Source organism: Agrobacterium sp. 22-223-1, assembly GCF_053522385.1.
This window is the reverse complement of the sequence record NZ_JBNWCN010000001.1, coordinates 1,697,096-1,721,420: the sequence shown is the minus strand read 5'-3', so window position 1 is coordinate 1,721,420 and position 24,325 is coordinate 1,697,096. Positions and strand designations below refer to the sequence as shown.

Genomic DNA, 24,325 nt, shown 5'->3' with positions numbered 1-24,325 from the left:
AACCAAACGTAAACCATTTGCGCCTAGAGTTTTATACATGGTGGCGGCGATGATGCCGCCATCCATTGTTGCGAATGTTTTCGAGGCTCAGGTGATCGTACAGGCATTTCTTCGCTGGTCTGAAAAGGCTGGCTCGACCGAGCGGGCGAAAGCCGCCAATGCTCTCGGCCGTGCCTATCTTCAGTCCGACATGGCGCGCGAGAACCGCGATGCCGCCTATATGGCGATGACCTATCTGCTCGACGATCCTTCGCCGCGTGTGCGACTAGCGCTTGCCGAAGCGCTGGCGGATGCCCATGACGCACCGCGCGCCATTCTCGTTTCACTCGCCGAAGACCAGCCGGAAATTGCCTGCACCGTCATTGCCCGTTCACCGGTTCTCGGCGAGGCCGATCTGGTCGATCTCGCCGGGCGTGGAGAAAGCCTGACGCGCGCTCTCATCGCCGCAAGGCCGGGCCTGCCGCGCGGTGTCTGCGCAGCGCTTGCCGAAGTGGGCGACCTGCCGGAAACCATCATCCTGCTCGAAAACGACGATGCCTTCATCACGCCGTTTTCGCTCAGGCGCATCGCCGAGCGCCATGGCTCGGACGCCGATATTCGCGACCTCCTGCTTCGCCGCGAGGCGCTGCCCGCCGATGCGCGTCACCTGTTGATGGGCCGCATCAGCGAAGCTCTCGCGGGCTCCGCGCTGGTTCACGCGATGATCGCGCGCAACCGCGCCGACAGTCTTTTCCGCGAGGCGGAAGATTCCGCCACCATCCTTATCGCGGCCAGCGTTTCCTCTCCGGAGCTGCCGGCGCTGGTGGAGCATCTGCGCCAGCGGCTGGAACTGACGCCGGCGCTGCTCATCCATGCCGTCTGTTCGGGCCGGCTGGAATTCTTCACGGCGGCCATGGTCAATCTCTCCGGTCTCGATGACCGCAAGGTGCGCGCCATTCTGGCGACGGGGCGGCCGCATGCCTTGAAGGCGCTGTTCCAGTCGGTCGGTCTTTTCGGCGATGTTGTCGACGTCTTCATCGAGGCGACGCTGCTGTGGCGCCGTGCCGCCCGCTCGCAGCTTTCTGATGTGGCGGCCTCCGTCTCGGCGGAACTGCTGGCGCATTTCCGTGACGTCAGCGGTTCCGAAACGCTATTCGAACTGCTGCATGCCGTGCGCAAGCTCGCCATCGCCGAAGAGCGGCAGAAGGCGCGGTATTATGCCGAAGCGCAGACGGTCGAGGCGGCGTAACGTCCGGGTTTCCGCGGGTGCGTTCTTTCACCCTCATTCCTGTGCTTGTCACAGGAATCCAGCCAACCCAAGTCCTTGGGCTGAAAAGACTCTCTCCGCCGCACGGACGTGCGTCGACTGGATTCCTGTGACAAGCACAGGAATGAGGGAAGATCGGTTCCCAGCAATCACTTATCGAACCGTTTGGCGATCCACGAATAGCTGTTTTCAACCATCCTCACCGGCGTTCCCAAAAGATGCTTTATGCCTTCGGTGGAAGGCAGGATACGGCTGACGCGGCTGATTGCCTGTTTGGTGAGGCTTTCCTCTTCCTTCGGCGTAACAGCCGCCGTTGCCTGCGGTGCAGCGGCCGGTGCCGAGGCGGGAGGTTGCGTGCCGGCAGTCTGCGGGGGCTGTTCGCCTGGTGTCTGGCACACGGCCACCACGACGGGGTAGGGTGCGTTGGCGTAACGCTCCAGCTCCTTTTCCGACACGGCGTCGCACAGTTCGATGCTCGTCCAGCGCTGCTGCGAGGTGGCGAGGTAATGGCAATCGGTGGCGCTGTCGTCGCAGCCAAGGAAGGTCATGAGAACGAGGGCTGTTTTCATGGTGTCTGTTGCCTCTGTCGGGAATTATGCTCTAGAAACTCATCTATCCCGATTGCAGTGACATTACGACGAAATACGCATTTTTATAGAGAAGGCAGGCATCGCATTGGCCACCGAAATCAAGCTTGAAACACCCCGGCAGGATGCGGTTCTGCGCCTCATCGATCTTTCGAACGTCTATATGGCCTCGCTTTATCCCGCCGAGAGCAATCATCTGGTCGATATCGGCGCGCTCGAGCAGGACAATGTCTCGTTTTTCGTGGCGCGGCACGATGGCCGCGTCGTCGGCTGCGGCGCGCTGGTGGAGGCGGGAGACGGCACGGCGGAGGTCAAGCGCATGTTCGTCGATCCCGAGGCGCGGGGATTGCGGATCGGCAAGCTGATCATGGATACGCTTGTCGCGCGCGGCGCCGAGCTTGGCCTTTCCGCCATCCGTCTCGAAACCGGCATCAGCCAGCCGGAGGCGATCGGCCTTTACCGTAAGGCGGGGTTTGTGGAGATCGAGGCCTTTGCGCCTTATAAGCCGGATCCGCTCAGCCTGTTCATGGAGAAGGTGCTCTAAGCCTACGGCGCGAGTTTGCCGTATCCTGCACGTCATCCTCGGCCCTGCGCCGAGGATCTAATCACGTATCGTAGAATCAATCGGTGGCAGATGCTCGGGACAGGCCCGAGCATGACGGATGCGCGGTTTGAAGACTATCTATAGGCACCAGCGTCGAGGCGTCTGCCCGCTGGCTTCACCGATCAAAACGCCGCTTTCCGAAACGCCGTCGTTTCTTCGCTATTGTCTTCGAGCGCGGCAACCTCATCAACGGCGTCTTCCTGCGTGGGCGGCGGCGGAGCCTCAGCGCTGGCGGCGGCGGAGATTTCCACCTCACGCACCCATTCGCGCCAGATCGCGACCAGGAGCGCCATCAGCACCGGGCCGATGAAGAGGCCGAGGAAGCCCATGGTCTTGACGCCGCCGACGAGGCCGAAAAAGGTGGGCAGGAAGGGCAGTTTGATCGGGCCGCCGACGAGTTTCGGGCGGATGGTCTTGTCGACGATGAAGAGTTCCACCGAACCCCAGACGAACAGAGCCAGCCCGTGGGCGGGCGAGCCGCTGGCGACCAGATAGATCGATACCAGCGTAAAGGAGAGCGGCGCGCCGCCCGGAATGAGCGCCATGACGCCGGTGAGTACGCCGAGCGTGACAGGAGAGGGCACGCCGGCGATCCAGTAGGCGATGCCGAGGATGATGCCTTCGCCGATGGCGATCAGCGTCATGCCCGTCACGGTGGAGCTGATGGTGGCGGGCACGACGCGGGAAATGCGTTCCCACCGCGTCGGCAGGATGCGTTCGCCCACCAGATCGACCTGCCGGGTGAAGCCCGCGCCGTTGCGGTAGACGAAGAACAGCGCGATCAGCATGAACAGCAGGGTCAGCACCAGGTGGAACGCGCCGTTGCCGGCGGCGAGGATCGCCCGGTAGATATTGCCGATATTGGCGCCGCTGACGAGCTGGATGAGTTCGCCGATGGCGCCCGGTGTGCCGATATACTTCACCCATTGTTCGCCGAGCCAGGGGCCGACGGCGGGCAGCGCCGCGATCCAGTCCGGCACGGGCGCGCCCGTCTTGTTGACATGCACCGCCCAGCCGAACCATTCGCGGATTTCGCTTGCCGTATAGGAGGCGGCGATGAAGATCGGCACCACGAGGAAGGCGAGGATGAGGATGATGGCGATGGTGGCGCCGAGCGTGGTGTTGCCGCCCACCTGCCGCAGAAGCCGGGTATAAACCGGCCAACTGGCGAAACCGATGACGAGAGCGGCGAGAACGGGGACGAGAAAGCCGTGGAAGAAATAAATGCCGGCAAGGGCGACGAGAACGAGAAGCCAGCGCGCAGCCGAAATGGGCGGGATCAGGGCGATCCGCGTCGGGCTGGCGGGACCAAGCCATCTCGGTTCGCCACTGGGCTTACGGCTGTCAATGTTACTCACGGCAGGCTCTTTCTCGCATTCTCCCCGAAGGGTGCATTCACTCTGTCACACCGATACATATAAGTGCAATATAATCGGATCACATTACCGTTGTGTGTTTATTACTGAACCTATTGAACGATTTTGGTAAAAATAGAACATCGGTCTTGGCGCGCGCATCGAAATATGAGAATTGAACTCCGTTTTTCTTGCGGCGTAAGGTTGCCGCGCCCGATCTCCAGGTCATGCCATGCTCCGCCGTTTCTTCGCCTATTATCGCCCCTATCGCGGTCTGTTCATTCTCGATTTTTCCTGCGCGGTTTTGTCGGGCGTGCTCGAACTCGGGTTCCCGATGGCGGTGAAGGCCTTTGTGGATGTGCTGCTGCCGGGCGGTGAATGGGCCATCATCCTTGCCGCCTCCGTGGGGCTGCTGCTTATCTATGTGCTGAATACAGGGCTGATGGCGACGGTCACCTATTGGGGACATATGCTCGGCATCAATATCGAGACCGACATGCGGCGTCTGGCTTTCGACCATCTGCAGAAGCTCTCCTTCCGTTATTTCGACAACCAGAAGACCGGCCATCTGGTCGGGCGGCTGACCAAGGATCTGGAAGAGATCGGCGAGGTGGCCCACCACGGCCCCGAAGACCTGTTCATCGCCATCATGACCTTCATCGGCGCTTTCCTCTTGATGCTTTCGGTCAATGTGCCGCTGGCGCTCATCACCGCCGCCGTCGTGCCCGTTACCGCCTGGGTCACCAGCCGTTACGGCGGCCGCATGACGCAGAATTTTCGCGCGCTTTATGGCCGGGTCGGGGATTTCAATGCCCGTATCGAGGAAAATGTCGGCGGCATGCGAGTGGTGCAGGCCTTCGCCAATGAGGATCACGAGCGGGCGCTGTTCGAGAAGGACAATCAGAAATACCGCCGCACCAAGCTCGATGCCTACAAGATCATGGCGGCCAGCACCTCGCTCAGCTATATGAGCATGCGCCTGACGCAGATGATCGTGATGATCTGCGGCGCCTGGTTCGTGCTGACGGGCAGCCTGACGGAAGGCGGCTTCGTCGGCTTCCTGCTGCTGGTGGGCGTGTTTTTCCGGCCGGTGGAAAAGATCAATTCGGTCATCGAGACCTATCCGAAGGGCATTGCCGGTTTCCGCCGCTTCACCGAACTGCTGGATACCGCGCCCGATATCGTCGATGCGCCGGATGCGGTGGAAGCGCCGCTGCTGCGCGGCAATATTGAATATTGCCATGTCGGTTTCGGTTATGCCGAGGGCAAGACGGTTCTTACCAATATCGACCTGAAGATCAGCGCCGGCGAGACGGTGGCCTTTGTCGGTCCTTCGGGGGCGGGCAAGACGACGCTCTGCTCGCTTTTGCCGCGTTTTTACGATGTCACCAGCGGCGCGATCACCATTGACGGCATCGATATCCGCAGGATGAAGCTTGCTTCGCTGCGCAACCAGATCGGCATCGTGCAGCAGGATGTCTTTCTGTTCGGCGGCACGATCCGCGAGAATATCGAATATGGCCGGCTTGGCGCCTCGGATGCGGACATCATGGATGCGGCGCGGCGCGCCCGTCTCGATGGCGTCATCGAAGCCATGCCGCTCGGGCTCGACACCGTCATTGGCGAGCGCGGCGTCAAGCTTTCCGGCGGCCAGAAACAGCGCCTTGCCATTGCACGCATGTTCCTGAAGAACCCGCCGATCCTCATTCTCGATGAGGCGACCTCGGCGCTCGACACGGAAACCGAACGGGCCATCCAGCAATCGCTGACGGAGCTTGCCAAAGGCCGCACCACGCTCGTCATCGCCCACCGGCTGGCGACGATCCGCGACGCCTCGCGCATCGTGGTGGTGGACCAGACCGGCATTGCCGAAACCGGCGCCCATGCCGAGCTGCTGGCCGCTAAGGGCCATTACAGCCGGCTGCACGAGGCGCAGTTCAGCGGGCACCTTGCGGGCCTGAGCTGATGAGCGGCGCGTTCTGCGCCATCGCTCATCCGCCGTTTTCCGCTGCCTGTTCCTCCACGATGCCGGGGTTGGGCTCCGGCTTGCCGGGATGGCTGGTGACGAGATAACCCATGGCGACCGCGGCGGCGACGATGAACAGCAGCACGATGCCGCTGATCGTCATCAGCCAGTCGCGCGGTTTTCTGTGCGCCATGATATATTTCGGCCATCGGCTCGGATGGTTCACCAGGCTGAATTTGTGGCCCTGTCGCATGAACTTTCCCGCAATAGGTTGCTTCCTGAAAGGTCAACGCAGGCGGGTGTGCGGCCGTTCCGAAATCGACGGGGCAGGGCGATGACAAGGCCGTGAGGCCTCCGGTTCGCCCCCGCCCTTTTTCCCCCGACCTCCATCATCCCTGCCTTAGACGGAATCCAGTCGGCGCATGACGGGAAGGAGGGGGAGGGCCAGCCATAAGCGCGTGATGGTGTGTCGGTTCGCGTCCGAACCGGGCACGCGCCTGCGGCATCGTGCGCCGATATCCGGCCGCAAGACTCCCCTTGCCAGCCGTTGCCGCTTATGCGAATGATTTGCAATTGCACCAATTCAATTTCCCATTTGAAAGCGCAGAAAATGGACAAGCCAGTCTTTGGATGGCGACGGAACGGCGACGATCTCTCGTTGTCCGACGTTCACAGCTCGATCCGGGTCAAACCGAATGCCGGCACGTTTCGCCGGGCGATGGCCTTTTTCGGCCCCGGCTATCTCGTTGCGGTCGGTTACATGGATCCCGGAAACTGGGCGACATCGCTCGCCGGCGGCTCCAGATTCGGCTACACGCTGCTCACCGTCGCGCTGGTCTCGAACATCATGGCGATCGTGCTGCAATCGCTCTGCGCCCGTCTTGCGATCGCCTCCGGCCGCGATCTCGCCCAGGCCTGTCGCGATGCCTATCCGAAGCCGGTGGCGATGGTGCTGTGGCTGCTGGCCGAAATCGCCATCATCGCCACCGATATCGCCGAGGTGATCGGCACGGCCATCGGCCTCAACCTCATTTTCGGCATTCCGCTCGAACTCGGCGTTCTCATCACCGCGCTCGATGTATTCCTGATCCTTTATCTGCAAAAGCTCGGCTTCCGCTGGGTGGAGGCGCTGGTCATCACCCTGCTTGCCGTTATCGCCGTGTGTTTCGCCATTCAGGTGGCGCTCGCCGACCCTGACTGGGGGCAGGTGATCCTCGGTTTCGCGCCGACGACGGAGATCGTCACCAATCCGGACATGCTGTATCTGGCGCTCGGCATTCTCGGCGCCACCGTCATGCCGCATAATCTCTATCTGCATTCGGGCATCGTGCAGACCCGCGAAATCGGTGAGACGATTGCCGAAAAACGCGAGGCGCTGAAATTCGCGACGCTCGATTCCACCATCGCGCTGATGTTCGCGCTCCTCATCAACGCCTCGATCCTCATTCTGGCGGCAGCGACCTTCAACAAGGCGGGGCAGACGACCGTTGCCGAACTCGGCGAAGCCCATAATCTGCTGGCACCGCTGCTCGGCCTTGCCATTGCGCCGACGCTGTTCGGCGTGGCGCTCCTCTGCTGCGGCATCAATTCCACCGTCACGGCAACGCTTGCCGGCCAGATCGTGATGGAGGGTTTCCTCAAGATGCGGCTCGCCCCCTGGCTGCGCCGCCTCATCACCCGCGCCATCGCCATCGTCCCCGCCGCGGGCGTGACCATCTTCTATGGCGATAGCGGCACGGCGGAACTGCTGATCCTGACGCAGGTGGTGCTCAGCCTGCAACTCTCCTTCGCCGTCTTCCCGCTCGTGATGTTTACCGCCGATAAGGCCAAGATGGGCGAGCTGCGCTCACCGCTCTGGCTCTCGGCCTTTGCCTGGCTGATCGCGGTGGTGATTGCGGGGCTGAATGTGAAGTTGCTGGTGGATTTTATGGGGTGAGGTGGGTCAGGCCGCGCCTTTACGAAGCGCGGCCGCCGTTCCCTCCGGATCGACGGCGATGACCTTTAGATAGGCGCGGGCCGGTTGATCCGGCTCGCTTCGACCCTGTTCCCAATCACGCAAGGTGCCGAGCGGAATATGATAACGCGCGGAAAACTCTTCCTGCGTCAGCTTCAGAGCCCGGCGGATGATCTTGATGCGCGGCATTCTGGGCGCTGCGGCGAGCTGTTCGGCGGAAAGCGGTCGATTATCAGGGTCGGCCAGCGCATTGGCCTCTGCTTCCTCGTCGGTCATGGCGTGAAGACGGACCCAGTCGGTTTGATCGGTTTTACCAGCCATTGTCGTCATATTCCTTGCGCTCTGCGCGTGTCGCCTTTCGTGCGGAGATGATGCGGATCGTTTCGCTTCGTTCGGTATAGATCACGGCCAGAACCAATCCGTTGCCCAACCCCACTATACGCCGTCGGACTTCACCGTAATTCGCTGAACGATCCTCGATATCCACGGCAAATGGATCGTCAAAAACCCTGCGGGCGGTTTCAAAACTGACGCCATGTTTGGCGAGATTGGCTGACGCCTTATGCGCATTCCATTCGAAATATAACATTCTGAACTACGGGTTTCCAGTAGTTGCAATAAATAAAACATCAAAACAATAAGGGCTCTTTCATATCTGAAAGAGCCCTCAAGACTAATCATTTTTTGGTGCCTAAGCTAACGCTCAGCTGCAACCGCTCGTAGCCCCACAAGTATCGCACTTCTCGCAAGTGCCGTTCCGCACCATCGTGAAGTTCTGGCATTCCGAGCACATGTTGCCGGTATAGCCTTGAGCAATCGAGCGCATGCGGCGTTCGTTTTCCACCTTCTTGGCTTCCGTCTTGGCCGATGCCGCGTCGGCGGCGGCCTTGTCGGAGAAGAGGGCGGTTGCCGTCTGCTGGGATTCCTGGGCGACGTCGTCGATGACTTCCTCGGCGATTTCTTCGGCCAGTTCCCTGGCGCGCTCTTCATAGTCCCGCTTGAAGGAGACGATTTCGGAGGTTGCGACGGAGACGGTCGGTTCCAGCTTGCGGGCGGCGGAGCCGGCGAAGGAGGTGATGTTGGCCGAGGCGCGGGCGGGGGCTGCCGTTGCCGAGCCCTTCGGCTCGGAAGACGACCGTTCGCCGCCATTGCTGGAAACCAGAGTCGGCTTGTAACCGCGGGTCCAGCCGGTGGAAACGAGGTTGGTCTTGCCTTCCTGGATACCCTTGCCGAGCGCCGTGTTGGAGAAGTCGGACGTATCGACATGGGCCAGATCGTGGCGGCCGAGATAGGAGACGGCGAGTTCGCGGAACACGTAGTCGAGGATCGACGTGGCGTTCTTGATGGCGTCGTTGCCCTGCACCATTCCGGCCGGTTCGAACTTGGTGAAGGTGAAGGCCTCCACATATTCTTCCAGCGGCACGCCATATTGCAGGCCGAGCGAAATGGCGATGGCGAAGTTGTTCATCATCGCACGGAAGGCCGCACCTTCCTTGTGCATGTCGATGAAGATTTCGCCGATGCGGCCATCGCCGAATTCGCCGGTGCGCAGATAGACCTTGTGACCGCCGACGGTTGCCTTCTGGGTGTAACCCTGACGGCGGTTCGGCAGCTTTTCACGCTCGCGCGAGACGCGCTCGATGACGCGTTCGACGATCTTTTCGGTGATTGTCACGGCCTGCTGTGCAGCCGGCTGCTGGATCAGCTCTTCGATCAGGTCTTCTTCGTCCTCATCTTCCACCAGCGAGGCGTTGAGCGGCTGGGAAAGCTTGGAGCCATCGCGGTAAAGGGCGTTTGCCTTCAGCGCCAGCTTCCAGGAGAGCATGTAGGCGCTGCCGCAATCCTCGACCGTCGCATCGTTCGGCATGTTGATCGTCTTGGAGATCGCACCCGAGATGAAGGGCTGTGCCGCCGCCATCATGCGGATATGCGATTCGACCGAGAGATAACGCTTGCCGATCTTGCCGCAGGGGTTGGCGCAATCGAAGACCGGCAGATGCTCGGCCTTCAGGAACGGTGCGCCTTCCAGCGTCATCGCGCCGCAGACGTGAACGTTTGCCGCTTCGATGTCCTTCTTGCCGAAGCCGAGGTGCTCGAGCAGGTTGAAGCTCATGTCGGAGAGCTGCTCGTCGGAAACTTTCAGCGTTTCCTTGAGGAAGTCGGCGCCCAGCGTCCACTGGTTGAAGACGAACTTGATGTCGAAGGCGCTCTTCAGCGCGCCATTGACGGCCTCGATCTTCTCATCGGTGAAACCCTTGGCCTTCAGCGTGGAAGGGTTGATGCCGGGCGCCTGGTTGAGATTGCCATGGCCGACGGCGTAGGCTTCGATCTCGGCGATCTGGCTTTCGGAATAGCCGAGCGAACGCAGCGCATCCGGAACGGCGCGGTTGATGATCTTGAAGTAACCGCCGCCGGCGAGCTTCTTGAACTTCACCAGCGCGAAGTCGGGTTCGATGCCGGTCGTGTCGCAATCCATCACGAGGCCGATCGTGCCGGTCGGCGCGATAACCGTCGTCTGGGCGTTGCGGTAGCCGTGCTGTTCGCCGAGCGTCAGCGCCTTGTCCCAGGCGGCGACGGCATGGGCGATCAGGTCCTGATCCGGGCAATCGCCATGGATGAGCGCGACCGGGTTGACCGACAGGCCTTCATACCCTTCCGACTGGCCGTGAGCGGCGCGGCGGTGGTTGCGGATGACGCGCAGCATATTGTCGCGGTTCGGCGCAAAGCCCGGGAAGGGGCCAAGCTCGCCGGCCATTTCGGCCGAGGTGGCATAGGATACACCGGTCATGATGGCGGTGAGCGCGCCGGCAATGGCGCGGCCTTCGGCGCTGTCATAGGGAATGCCCGAGGACATCAGGAGGCCGCCGATATTGGCGTAACCGAGGCCCAGCGTGCGGTATTCATAGGAGAGTTCGGCGATCTGGCGCGACGGGAACTGCGCCATCATGACCGACACTTCGAGCACGACGGTCCACAGGCGAACGGCATGTTCGTAATCGGCGATATCGATGCGCTTCGTCGCCTGATCCTTGAACTGCAGAAGGTTCAGCGAGGCGAGGTTGCAGGCCGTGTCGTCGAGGAACATATATTCCGAGCACGGGTTGGAGGCGCGGATGGGGCCGGCGGCTGGCGAGGTGTGCCAGTCGTTCATGGTGGTGTTGAAGTGCAGGCCGGGGTCTGCCGATGCCCAGGCGGCGTGGGAAATCTTTTCCCAGAGGTCGCGGGCCTTCAGCGTCTTCATGACCTTGCCGTCCTTGCGGGCGGTGAGGTTCCAGTCGCCGTCATTTTCGACAGCGCGCAGGAAGTCATCCTTCAGCGAGACGGAGTTGTTGGAGTTCTGGCCTGAAACCGTGAGGTAGGCTTCCGAATCCCAATCCGTGTCATAGGTCTTGAACTGGATGTCCTTGTAACCCTGTTCGGCGAACTGGATGACGCGCTTGACGTAGTTTTCCGGCACCATGTCCTTCTTGGCAGCGCGAATTTCACGCTTAAGGGCAGGGTTCTTGGCCGGGTCGAAGCAGTCACCATTGTCAGCCTCGCAATTGACGCAGGCTTTCATGATCGCCTTCAGGTGCTTGGCGACGATCTTGGAACCGGTAACCAGCGCGGCAACCTTCTGCTCTTCGTTCACCTTCCAGTCGATATAGGCTTCGATGTCAGGATGGTCGGCATCAACGACGACCATCTTGGCCGCACGGCGGGTGGTGCCGCCGGACTTGATGGCGCCAGCTGCGCGGTCGCCGATCTTGAGGAAGCTCATCAGGCCGGAGGAGCGGCCGCCGCCGGAAAGCTTTTCGCCTTCGCCGCGCAGATAGGAGAAGTTGGAGCCGGTGCCGGAACCGTATTTGAACAGGCGCGCTTCACGCACCCACAGATCCATGATGCCGCCTTCATTGACGAGGTCGTCCTCAACGGACTGGATGAAGCAGGCATGCGGCTGCGGATGTTCGTAAGCGGACTTGGACTTGGTCAGCTTAGCCGTGAAGGGATCGACATAGAAGTGGCCCTGGCCGGGGCCATCGATGCCATAGGCCCAGTGCAGGCCGGTGTTGAACCATTGCGGAGAATTCGGCGCAACGCGCTGGGTGGCGAGCATATAGGCAAGCTCATCGCGGAAGGCCAGCGCATCTTCTTCGGACGAGAAATATTTGCCCTTCCAGCCCCAATAGGCCCAGGTGCCGGCCAGACGGTCGAAAACCTGACGCGCATCGGTTTCGGAGCCGAAACGTTCGGCTTCCGGCACATCCTTCAGCGCCTTTTCATCGGGCACGGAGCGCCACAGGAAGGAAGGAACGTCGTTTTCCTCAACCTTTTTCAGGAACTTCGGCACGCCGGCCTTGCGGAAATATTTCTGCGCCAGAACGTCGGTGGCAACCTGGCTGAACTGCGCGGGAACGTCGATGTCCGCCAGACGGAACACGATCGATCCATCCGGGTTCTTGATTTCACTGACGGCCTTGCGGAAGTCGATTTCCGCATAAGGCGATTGGCCGGGCTTCGTGAAGCGGCGTTCAATGCGCATGGTTTCTGTCCTCGTCCATTGGGCGCCCGGTAAAGGGCGCAAAAATCCGGTCCAGCCGTGCGATGCCTTCGCGCAGCCGGTTGTTGCCGATCTGAAAGGGATGTTCATCCTTGGATGTCATCCCTGTATCTCGTGGCTTATTCGGCTGCAAGCATGTCATGGAATACTAAATATAGTATCAACAGCTTCCTGCCGCCAGTCCCCGCGTCATGTTTTTGGCGGTTCCGAAAGGCGCGCAAAAGCCTGCGGCGAACCGCCCCCTCATGGCCGGGACGCCGCTTTGGACATGCGCGCTGAAGATGGAGAGGAACCGGCCTCGTTACTTTCCGGTCCGTTGCCGCCGCAACATAATTGTCACTTTCCTCTCGCGGCACAGATTCGTCAAGCCATAGATTGAAACCCATTTTTAACCACAAGATATTGTGTGGAGTGCCTGTGGAAAACGGGGATAGGAAAAGCTCTTAGAAAAATCAGTAACTTGGCGGGAAAGTTTGAAGCTTGCGCGAGGCTGGTTTCCGCAAGGGAAAGGCAAAACCCCGCATTTCCGGGGTGAGGCATAAAGGCGACACTGCGGTTTTTCCGTGTTTTTTAGCTGTCGCCATAAAGGCGTTTCCCGACAAAAAAACCGCCCCGATGGGGCGGTTCCAAAGCGTGATTTTTCTCTTCGGGGCTGGTCAGCCGCGCGATCCCTTGGCGATCGGCTCCTGATAGGTGAAGCCCATGTCCCAGGGGAAATAAATCCAGGTGTCCTGGCTGACTTCGGTGACGAAGGTGTCGATGGTCGGCACGCCCTTCGGCTTGGCGTAAACACAGGCGAAATGCGCCTTGGGCAGCATTTCGCGCACTTCGAGCGCCGTCTTGCCGGTATCGGTCAGGTCGTCCAGCACCAGCACGCTTTCGCCGCCATCCGCCGAAAGTTCCGGGGCGACACCCTTCAGCAGAACCGTTTCGCCCTGATTGACGTAATCATGGCGGGTGGCGATGCAGACCGTGTCGATCAGGCGGATATTCAGTTCGCGGGAAATGATCGCCGCCGGCACGAGGCCGCCGCGGGTGATACAGACGATCGCGCGGAACTCTTTGTCGAGGCCGGCAAGACGCCAGGCAAGCGCACGGGCATCGCGGTGGAACTGGTCCCAGGAGACGGGAAAGGCTTTATCGGGAAGGGACATGTCGTCTACCATCTGGTCAAAATTGTCGATGGCTTTGGCTAATAGCCGCAAGACCGGCAAAAAGGCAAGCTTTCCGCTTAAAGGACAGAGCTGGAGATTGCCGCTTGTTTCTTCTCCCCGCCGGGGAGAAGGTGGCCCGAAGGGTCGGATGAGGGGGCAAGCTCTCCGAATATCTCTACCCTTGCCCCCTCATCCCGCTGCCGCGGACTTCTCCCCGGCGGGGAGAAGAAACAAGGGGCAAACGCTCATTTTAACCGAGATGGCGGGGCTTGCGGCGCGCTGTTTGCGCCGCATCCATTTTTAACGCGACAGCAGCGTCAGCGCCGTCATGGAATCGAGCAGGGTGCGGGTGACACCGCCGAACAGCAGTTCCCACCAGCGGGAATGGCCGTAAGCGCCCATGACAAGAAGGTCGATGCTGTTATCGGACAGCCGGTTTTCGATGGCGGCCTGCGGCGAGACGCCGGCGATCTTTTCCTGCGAGGTCACGGTGACGTTGACGCCGTGGCGGGCGAGCGTGGCGGCCAGTTCCGCACCGGCGAGGCCGGAGGACTGCGTTTCGCTCTCGGCCTGATCGACGGAGAATATCTCGACGCTGTCGGCTGCCTTGAGGAAGGGCAGGGCGTCGAAGGTGGCGCGGGTCGCCTCGCGCGAGCCGTTCCAGGCGATCAGGACGCGCTTGATCGGTTTCGCAACGGTCAGCACATGCGGCACGAGGAGAACGGGGCGGCCGCTTTCATAGAGGAAACCGTCAATATCCGAACGGCTGTCGGAAAGTGCGGAGGAGTTGCTCTGGCGGGCGACGATGAGATCGGCGCAACGGGCGCTGTCGATGGCCGATGCGGAGGCGTAACCCACCGATGTGACGAAGCTGCGCCATTCATGCGAGATGCCGTTGGCGGCCAGCGTACGCTCGAAGATGGTTCCGACGTCGGTGGTTTCCTTATGCGCCACGTCCTGCAGCGCCTGCACGGTGGCGGGGTCGGGAATTTCCATCGGCGCGACGAGGGGAACGGCGGCCAGCGTTTCCATATGCAGGCCGATCACATGCGAGGAAAACTGATCGGCAAGGCTTACCACGAATTCGCCAAGCTTCTGCGTGTTCGAAACATTGTCGACCACTGCCAATATCGTCTTGTAACCCATTTCTCTCTCCTCGGTGACATGTCGTTTTCAGATCGTTCTGGCTTTTCTTCGAATCGCCAGAACGATCTAAGTCTCTGTTTTATGCATTGTCCGGACGGAAAAGCTGTTCCGCTTTTCCTGGAAATGCTCAGGGGGAGAGTGGCCGCCTTTACAGGCCGCCACCTTGATTTTGGTCAAAGCTTCCCGGTCTCAAGCCTCTTCTGTCTCAAGCCTTTTCTGCCTTAGGCGGTTGCATCGCCCTTGCTGGCTGCCAGTCTTTTTTCATGGCCGATGGTCTCGATCATGGCGGCAACCGCGTCTGCTGCCGCCTTCAGGACGCCGGCGTCGCGGGCGCGCACCACGATTTCCGTCGAAAAGCGCTGCCCGTCATATTTGGGATACGAGCCGATGCTCGTTTCGGGATGGGCTTTCTGGATGGCTGTCAGCGGCGTGCCGATATCGCCCTCGCCATAGGGCGACCGCACCGCCTGCGACATGACTTTTGCGCCGGTGCGCAGCGTCGGCATGACATTGTCCAGCATGGCCTGAAACACCTGCGGCACGCCGGCCATGACGTAAACATTGCCGATGACGAAGCCGGGGGCGACGGAAACGGGATTTGCGATGTGGGCGGCTCCTCTCGGCATGCGCGCCATGCGCTTGCGCGCCTCGGTGAACTCCATCTCGCGGACGCGATACATGTCACCCAGCAGGCGCAGCGCCTCGGCATCGTGCTCGCAGGGCAGGCCGAACGCCGCAGAGACCGCATCCGCGGTGATGTCGTCATGGGTCGGGCCGATGCCGCCTGATGTGAAGACATAATCATAGCGGCCGCGCAGCGCGTTCAGCGCTTCCACGATCGCTTCCTCCTCGTCGGCGACGATGCGCACTTCCTTCAGGTCGATGCCGGACATGGTGAGGACATCCGCGAGGTGGCCGATATTCTTGTCCTTGGTGCGGCCCGAAAGCAGTTCGTCGCCAATGGCAAGCATGGCGGCGGTCACGACGGATTGGGCGGAGGAGGGATTGGACATGGTTGCACTCGTCATCTGTTTCACCCGACGTTAACGCCGCGCCAGCGCGAATGCAAAGCGGTTTTGAAGAAACGCAAAAGGGGGATTGGTTGACGATGGCTCCGAGCGTTCACTCATCGTGAACAGTGCGTATGCCAATCCCCGGCTGGCGGCAGACCGATCCGTCCGCTACCTTTTTGTCATACGCTTTTACAGGTCAAAGCCGATGATCATTGAGTTTTTAAAGAAGCTTGTCGCCGGTACGCCGGAAACAGTTCCAGCAAAGGAAACGAAGAGAATGACGAAGGTTCTGGTACTTTATTACTCCTCTTACGGCCATATCGAGAAAATGGCCTATGCCGTTGCCGAGGGCGTGAAGTCCACCGGCGCGGAAGCCGTGGTGAAGCGCGTTCCCGAACTCGTTCCGGAAGAAGTTGCAAAGTCTTCCCATTTCAAGCTGGATCAGCCGGCCCCGGTGGCGACGGTGGACGAACTGGCGGATTACGACGCCATCATCGTCGGCGCCGGCACGCGTTTCGGCACGGTCGCCTCGCAGATGCGCAATTTCTGGGACCAGACCGGCGGCCTGTGGTTCAGCGGCAAGCTGGTCGGCAAGGTCGGTTCGGCCTTCACCTCTTCCGCCACCCAGCATGGCGGCCAGGAATCGACCATCCTCGGTTTCATCCCCACCTTCCTGCACCATGGCATGGCGGTCGTCGGTCTGCCCTATGCTTTCCAGGGCCAGATGGGCGTCGATGAAATCAAGGGCGGCTCGCCCTATGGCGCCTCCACCATCACCGATGGCGACGGCTCGCGCCAGCCTTCGGAAATCGAACTGGAAGCCGCTCGTTATCAGGGCGCGCATGTCGCCAAACTGGCTGCCAAGCTTTCGGCCTGATTGGATGATTTGTCCAAAAAAAATGCGGCCCACAAGGCCGCATTTTTTAATGCCGGAACGTCACGTCGCCGGTCCTGTCGAAGAAGAATTTTTGCCGTGGGTCAGATCGGTAGGTTGACCATGAAAAGGCAGCTTGCGACCACGAAGCCGAGCATCGAGATTTCGAGAAAACCGTTCAATCCGTCACGCATTCCAATCCTCCTCCTGTTGGATGAAAAGAGAACGGCCAGAGTTTATCGCGGTTCCATAACGAAAGAATGAAATTCAGGAAATTCTAATGTCCACTCGTCCCGTCTTCCGGCGGAGGGGATTTTTCCGCTTCAGCCGGTGACGACGAAGGCCACCACGAGGTGGCCGAGAAGGCCGATCGCCAGGCAGGAGAGGAGAAAAATGAACAGGGCTTTTTTCATGTTTCCGGAAGCTTCCATCTGTTGCGATCCATCCAACGTCTTATTCTGAAAAGCTGACGCCGCAGGCGGCATTTCTAGTCGACGGCCGGCAGTCACTCCGCCATCAGGCCTTGATATCGAGGCCGGCTTCGATTGCGGCTGCGATGAAGGCCTTGCGCGCATCCTCAGGCTTTTTCCTGCCGGCATCGACGGCGGCGCAGATCAGCAGCGCCTTGTCCAGCGCATCCCCGTCTTCGATCGGCCAATCCTCGATCAGCGCCCAGGAGGCCGCCTGCGTGGTGTCGATGCTCGTATAGTCGCCCGGCGTTTCGAACGCGATCAGGACGGGTTTTTGCCAGCGCGTATTCATCGCCTATCCATAGTGGTTGTTGCGCCCGGCTCTAAACCAAGCGGTCAGGATGCGCAATCCCGTTCCCGGCCCGTTTCGCGCGGTTGCGGTGCGGTCAGTCGTCGCGCCCGAACAGCCATTCGCGGATGATGCGGCGGTCGATGAGTTCCAGCGAGCGGTCCGGCGCGATGCGGTAGGTTTCCACCGCCCGCGTGCTGGCGTCGATGCGGAATTCATGGGTGAAGGTACTGCCGATCGGCGATTTCGTCAGTTTGGTGCGCGGCTGGCCCCTGTAGATGATGCTGCCAGGGATGGGTTCGACATAGGGCGCGGGGCCGACATAGGCGGCCGGTCCGGCCGTGGTGCATCCGGCAAGCGCCAGTGTAAGCGCGATAGCGGCCGACGATACGAGCGTTTTCATCCTGTCCTCCGAAGTGCGTCCGTGAAAACGATGTCGAGGCGCGGCGGTTCCCGGCGGGCAGGGGGCCGGAGACGATTTCCCCGACTATTTGCTCTTCGGATTCTGAATGTCGCGCGCGACCCAGCGAAAGAAAAAGTAGACGAGGAGGCCGAAGATGAAAAGCGGGATGAGGTTCGCAAAACCGGACATATGATTCTCGTTTCTCCCTCCCGGTCCGGGGTCTAGCCGGAGTGAAACCGGCAAGGCAAGGGAAACGAGAACACAGTCGGTAAAATATCCGTGTGCCTGCAAAGGAGAATTCGAGGAGCGTGGGGAGGGGCGGGAGAGATCTGGCGCACTGCCAGTGATGCCAGATCTCTCCGTCTCCCGCCAGTTTCAGGGTACGGGGGACTGGCGCTAATATGACGGACAACTGCCGATAGACATAGGCCGAGAAATTACCTCGAATAAATCGCTGCTTTCATCGATCCCGGTGAAGGCCGGCCCGCCGCAGGCCTTCAGGGCTTTTTGCGGCGATATAATTAGCCAGAGAATTATTTTCCGAGACGGGAGCAGGCAAGGCCGCATTCCCGAATTTCCGGTGTAACCCGTTGAAACGGAAGAGGATGCCTTTCTACCATTATGCTGCCGGCTATACAGGAAAGGGAACTTTTTGCGCGTTTCATCATTCAAACAGGCAGGACACATGCCAATAGTGGAGGGTTACACATGCTCGGCACCATCCTCGTCATCCTGCTCATTCTTTTCCTGATCGGCGCACTGCCAAGCTGGGGTTACCATAATTATGGCTATGGCCCGTCAGGCGGTCTCGGACTGGTTCTGGTGATCGTCCTGATCCTGGTTCTGCTTGGGCGGATCTGATCATGCGAAAAGGGGCAGCGTCGCTCGCATGATGACAGGCGAGTTGAACTCAAGCGCCTGTGTGGCGCTGCTCAGTTCATACCGAAATTGGGTGTGATGTAAGATATGGAGGCCTCGCCCGGAATTGAACCGGGGTACAAGGATTTGCAGTCCTCTGCGTCACCACTCCGCCACGAGGCCTCAACCGCTCGTCGTCTTGAGCGATGGCGGGCATTTAGAACGAATCCATTTAGGGTGCAAGGCCCTAATTTCGAATGCGCTTGTTTTTTAGTTTCTGCGCACGAAGACAGATCGTTACGATAAAAAGTCTCCTTCATGGGCGTGATATCCTGTCGCTTTTTCCCACACATCCGGCTTAGCGCGCTTGAAAGCGCGCGCCTTGGCAATTATGAGATTATCCAAAGGCGAGGGTGAGCCCCTGCCGTTTTGAGCTTTTGGAGCCGAGGCTTCCCGACCGGCATCCGTGAAATTGAGGCGATACGATATGATGGATTTCGAAACCGCACGCGCCAATATGGTCGACAGCCAGTTGCGCACGACCGACGTGACGTCGCATTCCGTGCTGAAGGCGTTTTTGAGCGTGCCGCGCGAGGCATTCGTGCCGGCGGGCGTGCGGCAGATTGCCTATGTGGACGAGGACCTGCAGATCTGTCCCGCCCGCGATGGCCGTCCGGCCCGTTATGTCATGAAGACCTCGCCGCTGGCGAAGCTGCTGCAGCTTTCGGCCGTGTCGAAGGAGGACGTGGTGCTGGAAGTGGGCGGCGGCGCAGGTTATGCGGCCGCCATCCTTTCGCAGCTTGCCGGTTCGGTGGTTTCCCTTGAAAGCGATGAGGCGCTGGCCGCACAGGCGACCGAGACGCTCGCTTCGCTTGGATATGACAATGTCGCCGTCGTGACCGGCGATCTCGAAAAGGGCTATGCGGGCGAAGCACCCTATGACCTCGTTTTCATCAACGGCTCGGTGGAGGAAGTGCCGGCGGCACTGACCGACCAGCTGCGCGACGGCGGCCGTCTGGTTGTCGTCGTCGGATATGGCGGCGCCGCGAAGGCCACCGTCTATCGCCGCGATGGCAACAGCACATCGGCTGCCACTTTCTTCAATGCTTCGGTCAAGCCGCTGCCGGGTTTTGCCAAGGCGGCCGAATTCGTTTTCTGATCGGCAAACGATCCTCTTCTTTCTGACGCCGGGGTGGAGTTTCCGCCCCGGCGTTTTTATGTTCGGTTTGCCGGCGCGGCGCGTCCTTTCGGGCCATTCTCACAAAGCTGTGCATCATCACGAAACTTGTCGAATCAGTGATTTAGTTCCTCGCTATGCTGACCTAAACTAAGGGTGATTCGGGGTGTGCGTATTTCTGCCCCGCATGATCCTGCGACAGGGACGGCGAAATGCTCAGGCGCTTGGCCGGCCATGTTTCAGAGCATCGGTGTGACGATCGATTTCGGTTGTCGAAAACGCGATGTGAAAATTGAACAGGTCAAGGAGCGCTCATCCGGTGTCCGAGGGATGCGGCAAGGGTGCTCGAAGAGTGGAAACCGGGGATTGATATGGCTCAGCCAAGCGTAGCGCGTGAACCGTCCATGGAAGAGATTCTGGCGTCTATCCGCCGGATCATCGAAAGCAACGAGACCGGACCTGCCGGTGCGTTTTCCGGGCAGTTGCCGCCGGTCTATGACGATGAAGACGAGGCTGCGAGCGAAGCGGCCTTCGTGGCGGAGCCCATCAGCCCGCCGGCGCGCGTTCCCCCCGCCGCAAACCAGGCTTTTGGCGCACGGCCTGCGCAGGATTTCTCGCCGATTTCTGAAGGACCCATGGCTGAACGGCAGGAAAGCTCTGCCGAAAAGACCATGTCGCTTGCAGATGTTGCCGCCCGTGTGCGTGCCGCCGCAGACCGTAACGCCGCCATGGGGCCGCAGGCTTTCGCCGCGCAGGCCCAGCGTGGCGTGGCCGAGACCGTGCCGTCGGCTGCTGCCCCGACCGTATCGCAGCCTTTGTCCGTATCGTCTTCCGAACGCGCCGCACCGCAGCGCCCGACGGATGTTCGGCCGCTGATGGCGGCTGCGGCCGCCGCGAGCGTGAGCGAGCAGCCGGCATCCAGCGTGAACGAGCAGCCGGTATCTTTTGCCGCTGAGGATCGCGCCGCCGCTGCCGCCATCGAAAGCGCGTCTTCGGCCGAAAACCGCTTCGATCAGCTTTCGCTGCGCGGCGCCCTCGAAACGCCGCTGACAGCGGAGCGTTTCGACATAGCGGTGCTGGAACCTGCCGTTGGCAAACCGGCATTCGATCTGGCCGAGCCACAGGCAAAAGACGAGGCGGGTGTCGAGGGCGGTCTGTCGCTCAATCTTCTTTCTGCTGCTGCCGGTGCACAGATCGCCCGTTCGTTCAGCGAGCTTGCAGAGGTTTTCGACGGCGTCGAGCGGCGCTCGATCGAAGATATGGCCGCCGAAATGCTGCGCCCGATGCTGCAGGACTGGCTGGAGGACAATCTGCCGACGCTCGTGGAGCGTCTGGTGCGCGAGGAAATCGAGCGCGTGGCGCGCGGTTCGCGCCGCTAAGTTCCGCTTTGGCCGCATGTGCGATTGCGGCGGGATGCGACGAAACAGGGGCCGCTCCGGCATCGGGGCGGCTTTTTTGTTGAAGATGAAGGTGTTATGGGGTCATAGTCACCCGTGGGTCCGCTCAATGGTTGGCTCGCGGGCGGGTTTCTGTTGACTCTCTCCCGTCCATCCTTATTTAAAAAAATCCACACAAGAACTCTAAAATTCAGGTCAGGAAATGCTCGAAAAGACCTACGATTCCGCATCCGTCGAACCGAAGATCGCCAAAGCCTGGGACGAGGCTAACGCTTTTCGTGCCGGCGCCAACGCCAAGCCGGGCGCGGAAACCTTCACCATCGTCATCCCGCCGCCGAATGTGACCGGCTCCCTGCATATGGGCCACGCGCTCAACAACACGCTGCAGGATATTCTGGTCCGCTTTGAGCGCATGCGCGGCAAGGACGTGCTGTGGCAGCCGGGCATGGACCATGCCGGCATCGCCACGCAGATGGTCGTCGAGCGCAAGCTGATGGAGCAGCAGCTTCCGGGCCGCCGCGAGATGGGCCGCGAGGCCTTCGTGGAGAAGGTCTGGGAATGGAAGGCCGAATCCGGCGGTCTGATCTTCAACCAGCTGAAACGTCTTGGCGCCTCCTGCGACTGGTCGCGTGAGCGCTTCACCATGGATGAGGGGCTTTCCGAGGCCGTTCTCGAGGTCTTCGTCACCCTTTACAAGCAGAACCTGATTTACAAGGACAAGCGCCTCGTCAACTGGGACCCGAAGCTGCAGACCGCGATTTCCGACATGGAAGTCGAACAGATCGAGGTGAAGGGCAACCTTTGGCATTTCCGTTATCTGCTGGAAAAGGGTGTCACCTATCAATATCCGATCGCTTTCGACGAGGAGGGCAAGCCCACCGAGTTCGAAACGCGCGACTATATCGTCGTCGCCACGACGCGGCCCGAAACCATGCTCGGCGATACCGGCGTTGCGGTGAACCCGAAGGATGAACGTTACAAGGGCATCATCGGCAAGCATGTCATCCTGCCCATCGTCGGCCGCAAGATTCCGATCGTCGCCGATGACTATGCCGATCCGACGGCCGGCACGGGCGCGGTTAAGATCACGCCTGCGCATGACTTCAACGATTTCGAAGTCGGCAAGCGCTGCGGCCTGCGCGCCATCAACATCATGAATATCGACGGCACGATCTCCATCAAGGAGAACGAGGATTTCCTCGAGGGTCTCAGCCATCCCGCGGCGCTGCATGGCGCATGGGATCGTCTGGAAGGACAGGATCGCTTCTTCGCCCGCAAGGTTATCGTCGAAATCTTCGAGGAAGCCGGCCTGCTCGACAAGATCGAGCCGCACAAGCATGTCGTGCCGCATGGCGACCGTGGCGGCGTGCCGATCGAACCGCGCCTGACCGACCAGTGGTGGGTGGACAACAAGACGCTGGCCCAGCCGGCGATTGCCTCGGTTCGCGAAGGCCGCACCAATTTCGTGCCGAAGAACTGGGAAAACACGTACTTCCAGTGGATGGAGAACATCCAGCCCTGGTGTATCTCGCGGCAATTGTGGTGGGGTCACCAGATCCCCGCTTGGTATGGTCCGGACGGACAGGTCTTCGTTGAGAAGACCGAAGAAGAGGCGCTTCAGGCGGCCATCCAGCATTATATCGCCCATGAAGGTCCGTGGAAGGCCTGGGTCGAGGAGAAGCTTGAGAACTTCAAGCCGGGCGAAATCCTGATCCGCGACGAAGATGTGCTCGACACCTGGTTCTCGTCGGCGCTGTGGCCGTTCTCGACGCTCGGCTGGCCCGAGCAGACACCGGAACTGGCGCGCTATTATCCGACCAACGTGCTGGTGACCGGTTTCGACATCATCCCGTTCTGGGTGGTGCGGATGATGCAGATGGGCCTGCATTTCATGAAGGACGATGCCGGCAACCCGGTCGAGCCTTTCAGCACGGTCTATATCCATGCGTTGGTTCGTGACAAGAACGGCCAGAAGATGTCGAAGTCCAAGGGCAACGTCATCGATCCGCTGGAACTGATCGACGAATATGGTGCGGATGCGCTGCGTTTCACGCTCGCCATCATGGCGGCGCAGGGCCGTGACGTGAAGCTCGACCCGGCGCGTATCGCCGGTTATCGCAACTTCGGCACCAAGCTCTGGAATGCGACGCGTTTTGCCGAGATGAACGGCGTGAAGCGCGATCCGCATTTCCTCGCCGAAACCGCGTCGCTGACCATCAACCGCTGGATCCTGACCGAGCTTGCCAATACGGCGCGCGACGTGACGGCGGCGCTCGAGAACTTCCGCTTCAACGATGCCTCCGGCATTCTCTACCGTTTCGTCTGGAACCAGTTCTGCGACTGGTATCTGGAACTGCTGAAGCCCGTCTTCAGCGGCGAAGACGAAAAGGCCAAGAGGGAATCGCAGGCCTGTGCGGCCTATGTTCTGGACGAGATCTACAAGCTCCTGCATCCCTTCATGCCCTTCATGACGGAAGAGCTGTGGGCGCATACGGCGGGCGAGGGCGAGGAGCGGGATAATCTGCTTTGCCTGACCGACTGGCCGGTGCCGGAATTCCGCGACGATGCCGCGGCGGCCGAAATCAACTGGCTGATCGATCTCGTCTCCGGCATTCGCTCCGCGCGCGCCGAGATGAATGTGCCGCCGGGCGCCACCGCTTCGCTGGTGGTTGTCGGCGCCAATACCTCCACCGAAGCGCGGCTCGACCGCCACGCCGCCGCCATCCGGCGCCTGGCGCGGGCGGATGAAATCCGCGCCGCCGATGTCGCGCCGAAGGGCTCCGCGCAGATCATCGTCGGTGAGGCCACGGTCTGCCTGCCGCTCGGCAAGCTCATCGATCTGGCCGCCGAGGAAGCCCGTCTCGAAAAGGCGATCGGCAAGGTGGATGCGGAAATGGAACGTATCGACAAGAAGCTGTCGAACGAAAAATTCGTGGCCAATGCCGATCCGGAAGTGGTCGCCGCCGAGCGCGAGCGCAAGGCGGAGCTGGAAGTGCAGCTTGCAAGCCTGAGAACGGCGCTCACGCGGGTCAGCGAAGCGGGGTAATAGCTGCTTCCGGCTCTTTTATGGAAACAAAAACGCCCCGTCCGAAACGGGGCGTTTTTATTTTGGTGTAACAATTCGTCTCGATTGATTGCTGCACTGCAATGGCGAATCATGGGCGTCTGAAAGAGCGATTATTTCACGCCACGCCCGGCCAAAAATCTCTGAAACAGTCAAAAAATCCAACAAAAACGGCCTGATAAGCGCGTTTCCTCGGGAAACTCGTGAGTGTGGTTATTTGGCGACAAT

Annotated in this window: 21 protein-coding genes and 1 tRNA gene; 9 read left to right on the top strand and 13 right to left on the bottom strand. The window is 60.4% G+C overall.

Going from position 1 to position 24,325, the window contains the following annotated elements; translation table 11 throughout:
* Positions 1-37: 37 nt before the first annotated feature.
* Entirely contained in the window at positions 38-1,228 is a 1,191-nt protein-coding gene (locus ACQZ60_RS08495; protein WP_448735059.1) for a DUF2336 domain-containing protein, read from the top strand.
* Between the two features lie 167 nt (positions 1,229-1,395).
* Here ACQZ60_RS08495 and ACQZ60_RS08490 read toward each other — a convergent pair whose 3' ends face one another.
* A complete protein-coding gene (locus ACQZ60_RS08490; protein WP_080851767.1) occupies positions 1,396-1,815 on the bottom strand; it encodes a hypothetical protein in 420 nt (139 codons plus the stop codon).
* Positions 1,816-1,921: 106 nt separating this feature from the next.
* On the opposite strand from ACQZ60_RS08490, the gene ACQZ60_RS08485 reads away from it, so the two are divergent.
* Positions 1,922-2,377 carry a GNAT family N-acetyltransferase gene (locus ACQZ60_RS08485; RefSeq protein WP_448735058.1) on the top strand — a complete coding sequence of 152 codons (456 nt, stop codon included), beginning with the start codon at positions 1,922-1,924 and terminating at the stop codon, positions 2,375-2,377.
* Between the two features lie 182 nt (positions 2,378-2,559).
* Here the strand turns inward: ACQZ60_RS08485 and ACQZ60_RS08480 are convergent, their stop codons facing one another.
* On the bottom strand, positions 2,560-3,795 hold the full coding sequence (locus ACQZ60_RS08480) for an AI-2E family transporter (RefSeq protein ID WP_220318594.1): 1,236 nt from the start codon (positions 3,793-3,795) through the stop codon (positions 2,560-2,562).
* A 229-nt stretch (positions 3,796-4,024) separates the two neighbouring features.
* On the opposite strand from ACQZ60_RS08480, the gene ACQZ60_RS08475 reads away from it, so the two are divergent.
* Positions 4,025-5,758 (top strand): ABC transporter ATP-binding protein, encoded by a 1,734-nt coding sequence (locus tag ACQZ60_RS08475; RefSeq protein ID WP_448735057.1) that lies wholly within the window; start codon positions 4,025-4,027, stop codon positions 5,756-5,758.
* Positions 5,759-5,783: 25 nt separating this feature from the next.
* On the opposite strand, the gene ACQZ60_RS08470 is transcribed toward ACQZ60_RS08475, so the two are convergent.
* Positions 5,784-6,011, bottom strand: coding sequence for a hypothetical protein (locus ACQZ60_RS08470; RefSeq protein WP_003523379.1), 228 nt, complete (start codon positions 6,009-6,011; stop codon positions 5,784-5,786).
* Between the two features lie 357 nt (positions 6,012-6,368).
* Here ACQZ60_RS08470 and ACQZ60_RS08465 point away from each other — a divergent pair, with 357 nt between their 5' ends.
* On the top strand, positions 6,369-7,694 hold the full coding sequence (locus ACQZ60_RS08465; RefSeq protein WP_448735056.1) for an Nramp family divalent metal transporter: 1,326 nt from the start codon (positions 6,369-6,371) through the stop codon (positions 7,692-7,694).
* 6 nt (positions 7,695-7,700) lie between these two features.
* Here ACQZ60_RS08465 and ACQZ60_RS08460 read toward each other — a convergent pair whose 3' ends face one another.
* From ACQZ60_RS08460 to ACQZ60_RS08430, 7 genes are all read right to left on the bottom strand, one after another.
* Positions 7,701-8,033, bottom strand: a complete 333-nt coding sequence (locus ACQZ60_RS08460) for a helix-turn-helix domain-containing protein (RefSeq protein WP_196377957.1) — start codon at positions 8,031-8,033, stop codon at positions 7,701-7,703.
* Positions 8,023-8,301 carry a BrnT family toxin gene (locus ACQZ60_RS08455; protein ID WP_142779324.1) on the bottom strand — a complete coding sequence of 93 codons (279 nt, stop codon included), beginning with the start codon at positions 8,299-8,301 and terminating at the stop codon, positions 8,023-8,025. The genes ACQZ60_RS08460 and ACQZ60_RS08455 overlap by 11 nt, the downstream gene beginning before the upstream one ends.
* A 114-nt stretch (positions 8,302-8,415) precedes the next feature.
* Entirely contained in the window at positions 8,416-12,234 is a 3,819-nt protein-coding gene (locus ACQZ60_RS08450; protein ID WP_448735055.1) for a vitamin B12-dependent ribonucleotide reductase, read from the bottom strand.
* Complete coding sequence (locus ACQZ60_RS08445) at positions 12,224-12,355, bottom strand: hypothetical protein (protein ID WP_256364474.1); 132 nt, start codon at positions 12,353-12,355, stop codon at positions 12,224-12,226. The genes ACQZ60_RS08450 and ACQZ60_RS08445 overlap by 11 nt, the downstream gene beginning before the upstream one ends.
* Before the next feature lie 553 nt (positions 12,356-12,908).
* On the bottom strand, positions 12,909-13,406 hold the full coding sequence (gene gpt / locus ACQZ60_RS08440) for a xanthine phosphoribosyltransferase (RefSeq protein ID WP_448735054.1): 498 nt from the start codon (positions 13,404-13,406) through the stop codon (positions 12,909-12,911).
* A gap of 300 nt (positions 13,407-13,706) precedes the next feature.
* On the bottom strand, positions 13,707-14,552 hold the full coding sequence (locus ACQZ60_RS08435; protein WP_142779320.1) for a universal stress protein: 846 nt from the start codon (positions 14,550-14,552) through the stop codon (positions 13,707-13,709).
* Positions 14,553-14,773: 221 nt separating this feature from the next.
* Entirely contained in the window at positions 14,774-15,565 is a 792-nt protein-coding gene (locus ACQZ60_RS08430) for a competence/damage-inducible protein A (RefSeq protein ID WP_003523372.1), read from the bottom strand.
* A 277-nt stretch (positions 15,566-15,842) separates the two neighbouring features.
* Here ACQZ60_RS08430 and wrbA point away from each other — a divergent pair, with 277 nt between their 5' ends.
* Positions 15,843-16,442 (top strand): NAD(P)H:quinone oxidoreductase type IV, encoded by a 600-nt coding sequence (gene wrbA / locus ACQZ60_RS08425; RefSeq protein ID WP_003509751.1) that lies wholly within the window; start codon positions 15,843-15,845, stop codon positions 16,440-16,442.
* Between the two features lie 513 nt (positions 16,443-16,955).
* Here wrbA and ACQZ60_RS08420 read toward each other — a convergent pair.
* The gene (locus ACQZ60_RS08420; protein ID WP_003523370.1) at positions 16,956-17,201 is read right to left on the bottom strand and encodes a DUF982 domain-containing protein; all 246 of its coding nucleotides are present in this window, start codon (positions 17,199-17,201) and stop codon (positions 16,956-16,958) included.
* A gap of 94 nt (positions 17,202-17,295) precedes the next feature.
* A complete protein-coding gene (locus ACQZ60_RS08415) occupies positions 17,296-17,601 on the bottom strand; it encodes a hypothetical protein (RefSeq protein ID WP_003523369.1) in 306 nt (101 codons plus the stop codon).
* 708 nt (positions 17,602-18,309) lie between these two features.
* Here ACQZ60_RS08415 and ACQZ60_RS08410 point away from each other — a divergent pair.
* A complete protein-coding gene (locus ACQZ60_RS08410) occupies positions 18,310-18,462 on the top strand; it encodes a DUF3309 family protein (RefSeq protein WP_003495626.1) in 153 nt (50 codons plus the stop codon).
* 106 nt (positions 18,463-18,568) lie between these two features.
* On the opposite strand, the gene ACQZ60_RS08405 is transcribed toward ACQZ60_RS08410, so the two are convergent.
* Positions 18,569-18,642 (bottom strand) — tRNA-Cys (locus ACQZ60_RS08405).
* Between the two features lie 304 nt (positions 18,643-18,946).
* Between ACQZ60_RS08405 and ACQZ60_RS08400 the strand changes: the two genes are divergently transcribed.
* From ACQZ60_RS08400 to ACQZ60_RS08390, 3 genes are all read left to right on the top strand, one after another.
* Positions 18,947-19,618, top strand: a complete 672-nt coding sequence (locus tag ACQZ60_RS08400; RefSeq protein WP_035263968.1) for a protein-L-isoaspartate O-methyltransferase family protein — start codon at positions 18,947-18,949, stop codon at positions 19,616-19,618.
* A 389-nt stretch (positions 19,619-20,007) separates the two neighbouring features.
* On the top strand, positions 20,008-21,015 hold the full coding sequence (gene popZ / locus ACQZ60_RS08395) for a cell division protein PopZ (protein WP_035263970.1): 1,008 nt from the start codon (positions 20,008-20,010) through the stop codon (positions 21,013-21,015).
* 220 nt (positions 21,016-21,235) lie between these two features.
* Positions 21,236-24,079, top strand: coding sequence for a valine--tRNA ligase (locus ACQZ60_RS08390; RefSeq protein ID WP_035263974.1), 2,844 nt, complete (start codon positions 21,236-21,238; stop codon positions 24,077-24,079).
* Positions 24,080-24,325 lie beyond the last annotated feature (246 nt).